This is a genomic window from Methylogaea oryzae, assembly GCF_019669985.1.
In the GTDB taxonomy this organism is placed as follows: Bacteria; Pseudomonadota; Gammaproteobacteria; order Methylococcales; family Methylococcaceae; genus Methylogaea; species Methylogaea oryzae.
This window is the reverse complement of the sequence record NZ_AP019782.1, coordinates 171878-186868: the sequence shown is the minus strand read 5'-3', so window position 1 is coordinate 186868 and position 14991 is coordinate 171878. Positions and strand designations below refer to the sequence as shown.

Genomic DNA, 14991 nt, shown 5'->3' with positions numbered 1-14991 from the left:
GAATCAAGGACCAGGGGCTCTTGAAACCATGATTGCCGACAACGCGCCGGACTCCCAGAATCTGCTGGAATCCATTATCGGCCTTACCGAACAACGGGACCAGGCGGCGCTGGAAAGCAGCTTGATCGCCACCTTGCGCGAGCTGACCAACGCCACCCGCATCGCGCTGTACGCCCTGCCCGTCGGCGGCGACGGCATCACCCTGGTGCTCTCCCATTACGCCCAAGCGCCCAACCAGGAGCCTCCCGCCCCGGAAGCGCCGAGCCATATCCCGTTGACGCTGGCCCTGCGGGATGCGGCCTATGTTTTCCGCAGCCATTTGGAAAACGGCAAGGCGATGAAGGACGCAAGCGTCAGCATCTCTTATCCGGTGATCGGGGCGGGGGAAAAATTGTCGGGAGTATTGGTCGTGGACTATCCGGAACTATCGGATCAAGACCACCGCCTGATCGGCGCGTTTTTACGCATCTACCAAAATTACCAGGCCCTGCTGAACGAAAGCCAGCGGGACCGCCTCACCAACCTGCTCAACCGTAAAACCTTCGACGACCAAATCAACCGCATCCTGGCCGAGCAGCTGTCCGCCCACCACCGGCGCGGCGATGCCGGCGTCTATACCCTCGCCATTTTCGACATCGACCACTTCAAGCGCATCAACGACACCTTCGGCCACCTCTACGGCGACGAAGTGCTGCTGCTGTTCGCGCGGATCATGACGCAAACATTCCGCAACGACGACCTGTTGTTCCGCTTCGGCGGCGAGGAATTCGTCGCGTTGCTAAAAACGCCCGACGTCGAGAGCTGCATGAACACGCTGGAGCGTTTTCGCAAAAACGTGGAGCGCTACGCCTTTCCCCAGGTCGGCCAGGTCACCGTCAGCGGCGGCTGCGTCGGCATTACCGGCGGCGGCCTGCCCACCACGCTGATCGACCACGCCGACCAAGCGCTGTATTACTCCAAGAAAAACGGCCGGAACCAAGTCCACCGATACGAACACCTGATAGAACAAGGCCAATTGGCCGTCGTCACTCAGGAAGGCAGCGTGGACTTGTTCTAATCCGCCGGCAGCCGCCGCGACACAACTAAGGGACCAACCGCCAATGCTCGAGCAACTTCACCGACAGAAATTCTCCGTTGGCACGGTCATATTCCAAGAAGGCGACGAAGGCGACTGCGCCTATCTGATCGAGGAAGGCCGCGTCGAAGTGTGTATCGCCGTGGACGGCGAAGAGCAACGCGTCAGCCTATTGGGCCAAGGCGAACTGATCGGCGAAGTGGCCCTGGTCGACCGCCAACCGCGCACCGCCACCGTCAGGGCGGTGGAAACGGCGGTGCTGGTGCCCATCCGCCGCGACTTGGTGGACGAACTGCTGGAAAAAACCGACCCGGTCATCCGCCATTTGCTGCGGGTGGTGCTGGAACGTTTCCGCACCACCCAAAGCGGCCTGAGCTGCCGCGCGGGAAACGGCGGCAACGCCCTGCTGGAATACCCGCGCCCGCTGGATCACCTGCATGCCACGGCCACCCGCCAGCTGGCGCTGGCGGAAGACATCGCCCACGCGTTGACCACCGACCAGTTCGAAATGCACTACCAGCCCATCTGCGTGCTGCAGGACGGGCGCGTCGCCGGATTCGAAGCCCTGATCCGCTGGAACCATCCCCGCGAAGGCATGATCTCGCCGCTGGATTTCCTCTGGCTGGCCGAACAAACCGGCCAAATCCGCGCCATCGGCATGTGGACCCTGGAGCGCGCCTGCCGCGACTGGCCGGTCTTGCGCCAGGCGACCGATCATTCCTCGCCCTTCGTCAGCGTCAACCTGTCCGCCAACCAGCTCACCGGCGACCACTTCGTCCACGACGTCAAGCTGATCCTGGAACGCCATCACATGACGGCGGAAGAGCTGAAAATGGAGCTGACGGAAACCATCATCATCGGCCGGCCGGAAATCGCCTCCCAAGTGCTCAACAACCTCATCGCCCTGGGCGGCACCCTGGCGCTGGACGACTTCGGCACCGGCTACTCGGGCCTGGACTACCTGCAACGCTATCCCATCGCCACGGTCAAGATCGACCGCGCCTTCATCACGCCGCTGCTGCAAACCGCGCCCAGCTTGGAAATCGTCAACAAAACCATCGAACTCGCCCACTCCCTGGGTATGAACGTGGTGGCGGAAGGCATAGAGAATGAGGAGATCCGGCAAAAGCTGACGCAGCTCCGCTGCGACTTCGGCCAAGGCTGGCTATTCGGCAAGCCCCTGGCCCTGGACGATATCCGCAAAAGGCTTTGAGCGTGAGCCGGCCGCGACGTCACAGCGGTGTCGGCGCCCTGGAAGCCGCCCTGACGTTGCTCTGGCTGCTGGCCGCCTGCCTGGTCCCGCCCTTCCCTGCGGCGCACGCGGCGCAAACGGTGGCGGTAGAGGCCATTGTCCGCAGCGGCTGCCGCCACTGCGAGGCGGAAAAAGCCTTCCTGCAAACCCTGCGGGAAGAGGACAACGGCGTGTCCGCAGAGACTTACGACATCGCCACGGCGGAAGGCGGCCGGTTGTTTCGGGACATTACCCAGACTTACGGCTTGCCCCTCTCCCTGCCCATCACCGCCGTCGGCGGCGAGTTGCTGCAGGGCTTCGACAGCGCCGAAACCACCGGCGCGCGCATCCGCGCGCTAGTGGCGGAGCAGCGCGGCAACCCCGTGCAAGGCTTTGCGGCACTGCTGGCGGCGGCGGCCCCGACGCCGCCCCCGCAACCGCCGCCGGACCAAGCATCGCTGCTGGTAAAGCTGCCGGCGCTGGGCGTGGTGGATGTCGCCGCCTGGCCGCTACCGGCGCTGGCCTCGGTGCTGGGCTTTCTCGACGGCTTCAACCCCTGCGCCATGTGGGTGCTCGTGACGTTCCTGCTGGCGCTGACGCGGGTCGGCTCCAAACGCCGCATGTGGACGGTGGCAGGCTTGTTCATACTGGCCGAAGCGGTGATGTACTACCTGATCCTCAACGTCTGGTTCCGCGTCTGGGACTTCATCGGCCTGAGCCGCTACGTCACGCCGGCCGTGGGCATCCTGGCCGTGTGCGGCGGGCTGTTTTTCCTCTACGAGTGGTATAAGTCGCTAGGCACGGAGATGGCCTGCCGCATCGCCAGCCTGGAGCAGCGCAGCCTAGCCGTGCAGAGCATCAAGCAACTGGCGGACGCGCCCCTCACCCTGCTCACCGCCGCGGGCATCGTCGCCCTGGCGTTTTCCGTGAACGTCGCCGAATTCGCCTGCTCCATCGGTTATCCGCAGACTTTCACCAAAATCATCGAGCTCAACCGGCCGGGGATATGGGCCACGCAGTTTTATCTGGGGATTTACATTCTGTTCTACATGGCCGACGACTTCGCCGTGTTCGGCCTGGCGCTGTGGGGGTTCGACCGGATCCGGCTAACCCAGAGCTACTCCCGCTGGAGCAGCCTGTTGGGCGGCTTGCTGCTGCTGTTGCTGGGGACGCTACTGTGGTTTCGTCCCGACTGGCTGCGTTTTGGCTGACGCGGCCGCGTCTCCCGAACTTCGCGCGCCGTCCAGCAGCCAAGCGCTGAACTCCTCGTGGGGCAAAGCCTTGCTGAAGTAGTAGCCTTGTATCACCTGAGCGCCGACCTCCCTCAGGGTATTGAGCTGAGACTCCGTTTCAACGCCTTCCACCACAACCTTGATGCGAAGCTTGGATGCCATGACGATCATCGTTTCCACCAACACCCGGTCTTCCTCGTTGGTATCGATGCCGTCCACGAAAACCTTGTCGATCTTAATGTAATCGATGTCGTATTTTTTAATGTAACTCAGCGACGAATACCCGGTCCCGAAATCATCCAGCGCAATGGTGGCGCCCCGTTGCTTTAATCGCTTCAGCTTGCTGTGGCAATCCGTATGGTCGCTGATAATAACCCCTTCGGTGATCTCGAAAGTGACAAACTCGGCCGGCACTTCGGCGTCGGCTATCAGTTTCAGCATGGAATCCGCGAATCTTGGGCCAGCCAGCTGATGGGGCGACAAATTGATGCTGATCCCTATATCCCGCCGTCCCGCCGCCTGCCACTCCTTCAAGTTCTGCAGCGCCTTTTTCAATACCCAAAGCCCGATCTCCTCGATCATGCCGGCTTCTTCCGCTAGCGGAATAAACACCGCCGGGCTAACAAAGCCCAACTTGGGGTGGCGCCAGCGGATTAGAGCCTCCGCTTTGATCGGCCTTCCGGAGGCCAGGTCGACCATCGGCTGGTAGTAAACCGACAACTGATTCCGCCGCAGCGCCTGCTTCAAGCCGGCCTTGATCTGCGCGCGAGTATGAGCGGCGTAGTGGATCGACGGGGAATATCGCACGTAACGGCTGCGTCCCAGTCGCTTCGCTTCGTACATGGCCTGATCGGCGCGATTGAGCAGCGTTTTCGTGTCGTCGGCGTCGTCGGGATAAATCGCGATGCCAATGCTGGCTGACACGTGCACGACGGTGCCGGCGACGTCGTAGTCGCGGCTTAAATCCGCGATGATTTTCTCCGCGATATTGACCGCGTCCGCTTCCGACTCCATGCCCCCGGCGACCAGAACGAATTCGTCGCCGCCAAAGCGGCCCAACACATCGCCGCAACGATCGGCGGCGAGCTTGCGGGTGCACAGCTGCATGCGCCGCGCCGCCTCCCTCAACAGCAGGTCTCCGCCGGAATGGCCCAGGGTATCGTTGACGTATTTAAAATCGTCGAGATCGATGAACAGGATCGCGAACCGCGGCCCATCCTTATAAGCCTGCTGAACCGCTTTATTGATATATTCTTCGCATGAACGCCGGTTCAACAGGCCGGTCAGGGAATCATGGGAGGCTTGATAACTGATAATCCGCTGCGCGTCTTTCAAGTCGGAAATATCGGTAAACATACCGACATACCCTTCCACGCGTCCTTGGCCATCCTTGCGAGCGGTGATGGTAAGCCACTCGTAATACAATTCGCCGTTCTTTTTCCTGTTGCACGTCTCGCCGTGCCAAGTGCCGTGTTCGTACAGGGATTGCCACATATCCTTGTAAAACGCGCGGGTATGCCGTCCGGAACTCAAAATGGCCGGGGATTTCAACCAAACGTCCTCAAGGGAATACCCGGTTATCCTGGTAAACGAAGGGTTAACCGAAATGATGCGATTATCTTCGTTGGTGACGATAATCGCGCTCTGGCTGGCGTCGAACACGATCTCCGTGATGCGCAACTTATCCAAGGTTTGCCGGTGCTTAACCGCCATGGACGCCAGCGCGGACGCATCGCGCAACACTGCGCGGACGGGCTCGCCAAAACCGGACGCCCCAGGCTCGGCGAGCAGCACAAGGACGCCGTAAAAAACATTATGCTCGCTAAAGACCGGGGCGACCGCCCATCGCGGGGCCGCGCCGCCGGGGGCCGAAGCGGCCAATTCGACGATATCGCGGCGATCGAAAGCCAGCTCGGCGCAAGGTGTTAGATCGGCGCACATGCGCCACTGGGCGACGCAATCGTGAGCGGCCAAAGCGGACCGCAGAAGGGCGATGTCCGCGGGCTCGGCGCCGACGACATCGAAGAAACAAGCCGAAGCGGGATCGTAAACCAGCGCGCAGCAACCGAAACCCGGCGCCTGCATGGCCGCTTGGTCGCATAGCGTACTTAAAACCGTCAGCAGAGGCGCACCGATCAGCATCTGTTCGACCACCACCGACTTCCGGGCCCGCCAAGCGATTTCGTCTTGGCGCCCCGCCAGGCAATCGGCGTCGATCATGGCGGACTCAAGCCGATGACGCGCTCGCCTCTTCCAGCCGCGTGCCTGAACACCCCTGCCCCGCCGCTAGCCTTCGCGCACCGATCGCATCGCCGCAACGCCGTGGCGCACAACCTGCCCCCAGGCATTCGCCAGTTGACGATTGAAGTCGGGATCGTTTTTTTCCACGGCGGCCAGCAACGCGTCCAGCCAGGGATCGTAAAGGCTCGGGTCGATGTTCAGGTGCTGCCGGTCATGCAACACGCCCAACGCCCTGATCGTTTCCACCGTCACCGCCATCGGATCCCGAAAAAACAAAATCAGGGTCCGGATGGCGTAGTCCAACAAACGGGCTTGATGCTCCATGTCGGTGTTTGCGAACTTTTCCGCGACCAGCGGCGAACTGTTTAGAAAAGCCTGGTAAAAATCGCTGGCGAAGCGGCCGGTCGTTGCGCAGCGCACGTAGCTCTTATCCACCAGGGTCTGTATCCAGCTCCGAGCGTTGCTCGAAGCCGCCGGCCGGGACAACATCAGCATGGACACCTTGTCGAAACGACGGCGCTGATTGGCCCGCCTATCCGTCGTCCTGCTTACCCCGTGCGAGGAGCAGCCGCAGGCGCTGTACAGCAACACCGCCTGGGTGGTCGTTTTGGCGTTGAGTTTGCGGCGGGCGTTGGATAAATGGAAATCCAGCGTCCGCTTGGAAATGCCGATAATGTGGGCCGCTTCATCGAGCCGCTTCCCTTCGGCCAGCAGCGCGGCGCACTGCCGCTCGCGCTCTGTTAATACGCACATAGCACCCCCCAGCTATCCGATGTCTCGAAGTCGAATGCATTCGTAACACAAAAACGCCGCGTTCGCCTATATACGGCATCGCCCCTATGCGGAACCGCTTACGATAAGCATTCCTCCGACGACCCGCCGCGCGCACCCGACGCAGGTTCTTATTCCTAAGATCCCTTCGCTGCCTTGCAGCGATCATCGTCAAGCTTAGCCCGGCAAGAATCAGGACCCTGAACAGGATCGGGAGAGCATCGCGTCAATACAGCACATTGCATAGCTGGTGAAATGCGCAGGCTATGCCGGTTTTATAGCCTACGCACGCCGCGCGCGGCCGATCAAACGTTATGCCGCTGCGCGCTGCAGCCGATATCCCACACAAAACCGCTGGATATTCTGTCGAAACGTCCGCGAAAACCATAACGCAACCGCAGATCGTCCGTGGCCGCGTCCTGCGGCCTGGCGGTTTGGCAACGATATACCGGAAGCGCCGCTTTCGGGCTAGCGGCTCCCTGCGCGGCATTGCGTAAAACGATAGTGGACCGTTTCGATAATTGCGTCAAACGAACGCCCCGCGCCATGCAATAGGCTTTGGCCGCTTCAGACACCCGTAAATCGTAGCATTTCAGCTCCACCTCCGTTTCCCGGCCGTCGACGAGTATCGTATCCGCCAGCAAGGGCACCCTTGCGCATTTCCCGCAGGCTTGGCAGGCGGGCTCGCCAATCATCAAATACTTGGTTTGCCGCGCACCAACGTCCTTAACGATGACGCAGGTTCCATGGGAATCGATGGTTAACGCCTCGGAAAACACGACAATCCTGCTCGGCGCCACGTTATTCCGAAACGATGCCTGAAACTTCTCGCCGCCGTGAATTAACGGCATACTCCTAATACGATAGACAAACACTTGCACCCCACTTTGCCGCGGCGACGAACCAGCCGCGCTCCATGATTACCGATACAGCGGCGTCCGGGCCTTGCCCGCTCGAATCATTACGTCGCTGCGCCGTTCCGCCCTCATGATTCAGCCATGCATTTCGAGCGATACTCGCTGATACATTCATGGGCAAAAACCTCGTCAGCCGTATACTTTTTGCTGACCACAGCTTCTCGATCGTCATTGCAATGTATCGATATGCCGCTGGCATCGCGACACCGGCTGACAGCCGCATTGTTTCGGCAATGCTTTAAAGACATGATCTTTTTAGCTTTTTTGCAAATAAAGAATTCCATAATCCGATAGCCTTAAAGAAACATCCAAATCGAGGCGATCGCTATGCGCCGGGGCACTCAGAAGCAAGCGCTTATATACAACCGAAATGCAAGCGGGACGCACAACGTGCCGGGGATTATGGGCAACGGCCCCGAAGAAACCAGCTAGTGAAAACCTCAGAGGGCGGGAAAAACCAGGCTTTTCCCGAAAGAAACGGCGATACCGTATCCTGACTGTAACCGTACTGTCTCGGAAACGTAACAATACCCGGCCGGCCCATGATTAAAAACCCCATATCCCGTATTGGAACCTGACCTCAACAAACCTATCGCCGCGGGTTCCGGCTAAGGCCGGGAAAAACCGGCCGGCAGCGCGACGTGATGCCGACCGCCATTTCGCGGTATAGTGGATCAATGCGTTACTTCATCGTTCCCGTCACCCCTTTTCAGCAAAACTGCACACTGCTCTGGTGCGACGCCACGCTGCGAGGCGCCGTAGTGGATCCCGGCGGCGACGTGGATCAAATCCTCACCCAAGCGGAACGGCGCGGACTGACGCTGGAAAAAATCCTCGTCACCCACGGCCACATCGACCACGCCGGCGGCGTGGCGGAATTGGCGCAGCGCTTGGGCATCCCGGTGGAAGGGCCGCACAAGGAAGAGCGTTTCTGGATAGACATGCTGCCCGAGCAAGGACGCATGTTCGGACTGCCGCCGATACCCGCGTTCGAGCCGGATCGCTGGCTGGAGGATGGCGATACGGTGACGGTCGGCGAGGCGGAGTTGGAGGTGCTGCATTGCCCGGGACACACGCCCGGCCACGTGGTGTTCTATTCGCCGGCCGACCGGCTGGCCTTGGTGGGCGACGTGCTGTTCCAGGGCTCCATCGGCCGCACCGATTTCCCCCGCGGCGACTTAAACACCCTGCTGCGCTCCATCCGCGAGCGCCTCTGGCCTCTGGGCGACGACGTCGCCTTCATCCCCGGCCACGGCCCCATGTCCACATTCGGCGAGGAACGACGCTCCAATCCGTTCGTGGGAGACCGGGCGGCTCCGCTACGCTAGGCGCAAACGCCGGGCGATATCGGCCGTAAGCGCCTCCTCGCCGACGCCAGCGCCGGTATCCACCGTCACCGCGCATAGCGCCTCCTCGCCGGCCAGGGGCTCGAAAACCGCCAGCTGCCGCTCCAACACCGCCGGCGTGGCTTCGGAAGCGTCCCCGCCGGCCCTCAAGCGTTGCGCGACTCGTTCGCGCAGCAAGCCGGCGGGGGCGACGGTGTGCAGAATAAGGAAAGGAACTTCGCAAGCTTCGGCCAGACGACGAAAAGCGTCGCGATCATGCTTTCCGAGAAAGGCCGCGTCGACGATGACGGGCTGGCCGGCGCGCAACAGCGCTTCGGCGGTGTCCAGCAAATGCCGGTAGGTGCGACGGCTGGCGTCCCGGCTGTAAAGACCGTCTCCCAGGCCGGATCCGCTGGCCGCCGTCGCCGCCAGGCCGTGCAACCGCTTGCGTTCCACGTCGCTGCGCAGCCGCGCGGCCTCCAACACCTCCAGCAGCATCCCGCTCAGCCGGGTTTTGCCGCTGCCGGAAACGCCGCAGGTGATGACCAGCCAAGGCCGGCGGCCGTGGGCGATGCGTCCGGCCAGGGCCAGATAGCGCTCGCAGGCGGCCAAGGACGCGCCCTCCAAAACGGCGCCGGCGCCTAATGCCGCCACTTTGGCCCGCACCAAGGCGCGGTAAACGCGGTAGTCGTCCCACAGCGCCAAGCCGGCGTAATCGCCGGTGTGCTCCAAATAGCGGTTCAGCAACCGCCAAGCCAGGCGCGGAAGCCCGTAGGCCTCCAGGTCCATGGCGGTGAAGGCCAGCTCGCTCAGCACGTCCAGCCAGCGCAGGCCCGCGCTGAATTCGATGCAGTCGAACGGCAGGGATTTGCGCTCGTGCCAGACCAGATTGCCCAGGTGCAGATCGCCGTGGCATTCGCGCACGCGGCCCTCACGTTGGCGCTGGACCAGCAGGGCGCGCAGCCGCTCCAGCCGTTCCGTCGCCCAACGATGCAGGGCGTCGAGCTCGCGCCGTCTCGCGGAGTCGGCATCCGGCCAACGCGCCAGCAGGGGAGTGAAGTTTTCCTCGACCGCCTTGCGGAACGCCTCCGGCGCGTCTTGGCCGTCGCGAGGAGCGCGGGCGTGGAAGTCGGCCAGCAGGTCAGCCAGCGCGTCGACCTGCTCCGCGCCCAGCCGCCCCGCCTCCGCCAAGCGGCAGTAGCGGGCGTCCTCGTCGAAACGGCGCATGAGCACGGCGTATTCCTGCGCTGCGCCGGCGCCGCCCAGAATGGGCGCTTCCGCCGTGCCGGCGATGGGCAACACGTCCAGGTACAGGTCGGGCGCCAGACGGCGGTTGAGGCGCAGTTCCTCTTCGCAGTAGTGGCGGCGCTTGGCCAGGGAGGAGAAGTCGAGAAAGCCGAAGTCCACCGGCTTTTTGATCTTGTAGGCGTAGTCGCCCGCCAAAAGCACCCAGGAGATGTGGGTTTCCGCCAGCTCGACCCGATCCGCGCCGGCCGGATAAACGGCCGGGTTAAGCAGCGCCTGGATCAGCGGCGGCGGCGCCATGGCTTAGCCGGGAGGACGCGGTTCCAGGCGCAAGCGGCCGGCCACCACGCGCAAATCGTGCTCGCCGCGCAGCAGCGCCTCCAGCTCGGCCCCCACCAGGTGGTGGCGCCAGCCCTCCCGCAGCTTGCAGTTTTGCTCGCCGGCGACCAAGGCCTCCAAATCCTTGCGGCCGGCCACCACCGCCGGGTTGAGGGTATGGCGCTCGGCCAGCAGCCGCACCACGGCGCCCAACACGTCCAGCAGCGCCTCCCGCTCCGGCGTAGCCGGCGCCGAACGGGCTTTGAGCGCCAAGGGTTGCGGCGGCTGGGCGACGGCGTGGCGCACCAGGGCGCAGAGCTCGTCGCCGTGGCGTTTGAGGGTACGGTCGCCGATGGCGCGCAGGGTTTGCAGCTGCTCCATGCCTTTGGGCTGCAAGCGGGCCAGGTCGAACAACACATCGTCCTTCAACACCCAGCCGCGCGGCTGGTTTTCTTTCTGCGCGGTGCGCTCCCGCCAAGCAGCGACGGCCTGCAGCACGGACAACGCCGCGCCTTTCAGCTTGAACGCGCCGCTCAAACGCATCCAGGCGTTTTCCGGCGGATTCTCGTACAGCGCCGGGTCGCATAGCGCTTGAAAGTCGCTGGACAGCCAGTCCAAGCGTCCCAGGGCTTCCAGCCGATTGCACAACTCCGGGTACAAACGGGCCAAGTAGATGACGTCATCCGCCGCGTATTTCAGCTGATCGGCGCTTAACGGCCGCTGCGACCAATCCGTGCGGGAATGGCCTTTTTCCAGCTGCTTGCCCAGCAGCTCCTGCACCAAACCGGCGTAACCGATCTGGTCGGCATAGCCCAGCAAGGGCGCGGCGATCTGCGTGTCGAACACCGGCGCGGGCAAACGGCCGTAGCGCTGGTGAAAAATCTCCATGTCCTGGCGGGCCGCGTGCAGCACTTTGGTGACTTTGGGATCGTACAGGATGTCCAGCAGCGGCCCCAGGTCCGGCAAAGCCTGGGGATCGATGCAGGCCACGTGGCCGTCGGCGGCGATTTGCAGCAAGCAGAACTGCGGATAGTAGCTCTTGTCGCGCAGGAACTCGGTATCCATGGCCAGCCAAGTACAGCCCGCGATGGATTGGCAAAACGCATTCAGGGATGCGGCGGTGTCGATGAACAAAGGTTTGGCTGCGGATTGGGCGGACATGGCGGGCATATATCCTCGGTGAGAACCCGAATTGTAGCCGATCGGCGCACCTTCCACTAAACGAGAACCAGCGCACATTTTTATTTGGGAGCGAGCGTCAATACGCCATAAACTTCCCTACAATCGTTAATGCTATTTGCCACAGGCTGCTTTCGTCGCCCCATGACCAATCCCAAGTTCGCTGCCCGCGCCAGCCTCTTACCGGCTTCGCGCCCGCCCAAAGCAGACGAGCCTCTCCCAGCGGCGGGCCCGGCCCACCCCAACGCGCCGAGCGGAGCACCGGCATGACAAGCCCGGTACCGCCCTCTCCGCCGCAGGCGGACTCGCCTGCGCCCTCCTCCGAACACAGCGCCCGGGAACCGGCATCGCCGGCGGCGTGGACCAATGCCGCCTTCGCCCTGCTCCTGCTGGGGTTGGCGGCATCCGCTTTTTTTTCCCACCTGTCCAGCAACGCGCAACAAGACGCGGCGCAGCGGGATTTGGAAGAAGTGGGGGCCGAGAGGGCCGAAATGCTGAACATGCGGCTGCTTCGGGCGGTCGACGGGCTGCGCGCAGTCGGCGCCTTGCTCACCGTCGGCGACTCGGTCGGCCGCGACCAATTCCAAGGCTATGGGCGCGAAATGCTGCAATGGCTGCCCGAGCTCGACCGTTTGCAGTGGCAGCCGCTGGTCCCCCTCAACGAACGGGCTTCCTTCGAAGCCAAAGCGCGGCAGGACGGGATAGCCGAATTCCAATTCGTCGAAGCCGGCCCCACCGCCGGCTTCGAGCGAGCGCGGGAACGCACGGCGCATTTGCCGGTTTACTACGAAGTCACCCGCACGGCGCAGGACAGCGCGCTGGGATTCGACGTGGCCTCTAACCCGGCGCAAATGGAATACAAATGGCTGGCGGCGGATACGGGCCAAGCGACCACGTTCATCCCCTACCATTTCAGCACGCAAAAGGGCGACGCGGCGGCAACCAATAACGGCAGGGTCATCTTGTCCCTGCCGATTTACCGGAACCCGCATTTGCAGACACCGGCGGAACGCCGTCGGCAATTGCGCGGCTTCGTCGCCGCCGACCTGCGCTTGGACGACCTGGTGCAAGGCGTCATCGCCGGGCTTCCGGAGCAAGGCGTCGATGTGCTGTTCTACCTCCACACCCATCAGCACGACGAGCTGATCTACCATCGCCTGGCGAAAAACAGCGACATCGCCGTTGCCCGCAATCGCGGACTGGATTTCGTCCGCACCGTCGACGTGGCCGGCCGCCAATGGCTGTTGCAGCTACACCCCACCCCCGCTTACCTGGAAGATCGGCGCAGCCGGCAACCGGAAGTGGTGCTGGCCGTCGGCGTACTGCTCAGTTGCGCCTTCGCCGGGCATCTCTACAACACCCAGCTGCAACGGCGGCGACTGGAAAAAGCCAACGCTAAAATGCTGGAGAGCCAGGACCGCTTCAACCTGTTCATGGACAACAGCCCCGGCCTGGCCTTCGTCAAGGATGCCCAAGGCCGGCTGATCTACATCAACAAGGCCTACGCCAAAGGCTTCGGCTTCACCTCGCCGGAACAATGGCAGGGCAAAACCGACGAGGATCTGTGGCCGAAGGACGCCGCCCAAGCGTTCCGCGACAACGACCTGGCGGTATTGGCGGGCCACAAGGCCCAGGTGATGGAAGAACGGGCCGTGCGCAAGGGCCGGCTGGAGACTTGGCTGTCGGTGAAGTTCCCTTTCAGCGACCGCCACGGCAACCGCTACCTGGGCGGCATCGCCACCAACGTCACCGACCGCAAGCAGGCGGAGGAAAAACTGCGCCTGTCCGAGCAGGTGTTCAAGACCGCCTCCGAAGCCATCGTCATCACCGACGCGAACAACACCATCATCGCCGTCAACCCGGCGTTCGAGCACATCACCGGCTACAGCCAGGACGAAGTGATCGGCAAAAACCCCAAGATGCTCAGTTCCGGCCGGCAGCCGGCGGCGTTCTACCAGCGCCTGTGGCAGAGCCTGCAGGACGCCGGCTACTGGCAGGGCGAAATCTGGAACCGCCGCAAAAACGGCGAGTTCTACGTGGAATGGCTGTCCATCAGCGTGGCGCGGGACGACGCCGGCGGCATCGGCCACTACGTCGCCATTTTTTCCGACATCACTGAACGCAAGCAAGCCGAGGACCGCATCCAGTTCCTCGCCCATTACGACGAGCTGACGCAGCTGCCCAACCGCAACCTGACCCGCGACCGCATACAACAAGCCTTGCTCGCCGCCGACCGGGGCGACACCAATATGGCGGTGCTGTTCCTCGACCTGGACCGTTTCAAATTCATCAACGACTCGCTCGGCCACCACGTCGGCGACGGCTTGCTGCAGGAAGTGGCCAAGCGGGTGAGCGGCTGCCTGCGGGAAGTGGACACCGTGGGCCGCCTGGGCGGCGACGAATTCCTGGTGGTATTGCCGGAAACGGACGGCGACGGCGCCGCCCACGTGGCGCAAAAAATACTCGACACGCTGGCGGACAGCGCCATGATCGACGGGCACCCGCTGACCATATCCTCCAGCATCGGCGTGGCGATATACCCCCTGGACGGCACCGACATCGTCACGTTAATGAAAAACGCCGACTCGGCCATGTACCACGCCAAACAGGCCGGCCGCGGCGCGTACCAGTTCTTCAACGAGGAGATGAACGCCGCCGCCCACGAGCGTCTGCACCTGGAGAACGGCCTGCGCGGCGCGTTGGAGCGGGGCGAGCTGGAGCTTTACTACCAACCCAAAGTGGACATCAAGCAGCGCCGCGTCGTCGGTTGCGAAGCGCTGCTGCGCTGGAACCATCCGAAGCTGGGCATCGTCTCGCCGGTGCGCTTCATCCCGGTGGCGGAGGAATGCGGCCTAATCGTCCCCATCGGCGACTGGGCCCTGCGGGAAGCCTGCCGGCAGATGCTGGAATTCCAACGCAGCAGCGGTCAAAACCTGGTCGTGGCGGTCAACGTTTCGGCATTGCAATTCACCCAGCGCAACTTCGTCGACAGCGTGCGCCAGGCGCTGGACGAAACCGGCCTAACGCCCCAATGCTTGGAGCTGGAACTCACCGAAAGCGCGTTGATGAAGGACACCGACGGCGCCCTGGACACCCTCAAGGCGTTGAGCGATATGGGCGTCAGACTGGCGGTGGACGATTTCGGCACGGGCTATTCGTCCCTGAGCTATTTGAAGCGTTTTCCCATCAACTGCCTTAAAATCGACAAAGGTTTTGTACGCGACCTGGAAACGGACGTGGACGACGCCGCCATCGTCAATGCGGTCATCAACCTGGCGCACAGCCTGCGTTTGACCGTGGTGGGCGAGGGCGTGGAAACCGAAGGGCAGCTGCAATTCCTCCTGGAAAGAGGCTGCGAAGAAGCCCAAGGCTTTTATTTCGACCAACCGTTACGGGCCGAAGCGTTCCAAACCGTCTTGCGCAACACGCCGCCGGCCGCGACGGCATAACCCCCATT

General features: G+C 62.6%; 11 protein-coding genes. 6 read left to right on the top strand and 5 right to left on the bottom strand.

The genetic code is table 11. The features are described 5' to 3' along the window. Positions 1-28 precede the first annotated feature (28 nt). From K5607_RS00875 to K5607_RS00865, 3 genes are read left to right on the top strand one after another with little or no spacing between them, the layout of a single operon-like run. Entirely contained in the window at positions 29-1057 is a 1029-nt protein-coding gene (locus K5607_RS00875) for a GGDEF domain-containing protein (RefSeq protein WP_221047933.1), read from the top strand. A 43-nt stretch (positions 1058-1100) separates the two neighbouring features. Beyond that, entirely contained in the window at positions 1101-2288 is a 1188-nt protein-coding gene (locus K5607_RS00870) for an EAL domain-containing protein (protein WP_221047932.1), read from the top strand. Between the two features lie 2 nt (positions 2289-2290). Then, a complete protein-coding gene (locus K5607_RS00865) occupies positions 2291-3517 on the top strand; it encodes a thioredoxin domain-containing protein (protein WP_221047931.1) in 1227 nt (408 codons plus the stop codon). On the opposite strand, the gene K5607_RS00860 is transcribed toward K5607_RS00865, so the two are convergent. From K5607_RS00860 to K5607_RS00850, 3 genes are all read right to left on the bottom strand, one after another. Next, a complete protein-coding gene (locus tag K5607_RS00860) occupies positions 3479-5758 on the bottom strand; it encodes a putative bifunctional diguanylate cyclase/phosphodiesterase (RefSeq protein WP_054773834.1) in 2280 nt (759 codons plus the stop codon). The genes K5607_RS00865 and K5607_RS00860 overlap by 39 nt on opposite strands. A gap of 66 nt (positions 5759-5824) precedes the next feature. Beyond that, positions 5825-6532: a LuxR C-terminal-related transcriptional regulator gene (locus K5607_RS00855; RefSeq protein ID WP_221047930.1), complete on the bottom strand. Its 708-nt coding sequence runs from the start codon at positions 6530-6532 to the stop codon at positions 5825-5827. Positions 6533-6855: 323 nt separating this feature from the next. After that, positions 6856-7401, bottom strand: a complete 546-nt coding sequence (locus tag K5607_RS00850; RefSeq protein WP_221047929.1) for a hypothetical protein — start codon at positions 7399-7401, stop codon at positions 6856-6858. Positions 7402-7580: 179 nt separating this feature from the next. Between K5607_RS00850 and K5607_RS18155 the strand changes: the two genes are divergently transcribed. Together K5607_RS18155 and K5607_RS00845 are read left to right on the top strand one after the other, a co-directional pair. Further along, entirely contained in the window at positions 7581-7709 is a 129-nt protein-coding gene (locus tag K5607_RS18155; protein ID WP_281427726.1) for a hypothetical protein, read from the top strand. Positions 7710-8144: 435 nt separating this feature from the next. Next, the gene (locus K5607_RS00845; protein ID WP_221047928.1) at positions 8145-8795 is read left to right on the top strand and encodes an MBL fold metallo-hydrolase; all 651 of its coding nucleotides are present in this window, start codon (positions 8145-8147) and stop codon (positions 8793-8795) included. On the opposite strand, the gene K5607_RS00840 is transcribed toward K5607_RS00845, so the two are convergent. Next, positions 8787-10337, bottom strand: a complete 1551-nt coding sequence (locus K5607_RS00840; protein WP_221047927.1) for a bifunctional aminoglycoside phosphotransferase/ATP-binding protein — start codon at positions 10335-10337, stop codon at positions 8787-8789. The two genes, K5607_RS00845 and K5607_RS00840, sit on opposite strands and share 9 nt — an antisense overlap. Before the next feature lie 3 nt (positions 10338-10340). Beyond that, positions 10341-11516 (bottom strand): ribonuclease D, encoded by a 1176-nt coding sequence (rnd, locus tag K5607_RS00835; RefSeq protein WP_221047926.1) that lies wholly within the window; start codon positions 11514-11516, stop codon positions 10341-10343. Positions 11517-11800: 284 nt separating this feature from the next. Here rnd and K5607_RS00830 point away from each other — a divergent pair, with 284 nt between their 5' ends. Continuing rightward, entirely contained in the window at positions 11801-14983 is a 3183-nt protein-coding gene (locus tag K5607_RS00830) for a bifunctional diguanylate cyclase/phosphodiesterase (RefSeq protein WP_221047925.1), read from the top strand. Positions 14984-14991 lie beyond the last annotated feature (8 nt).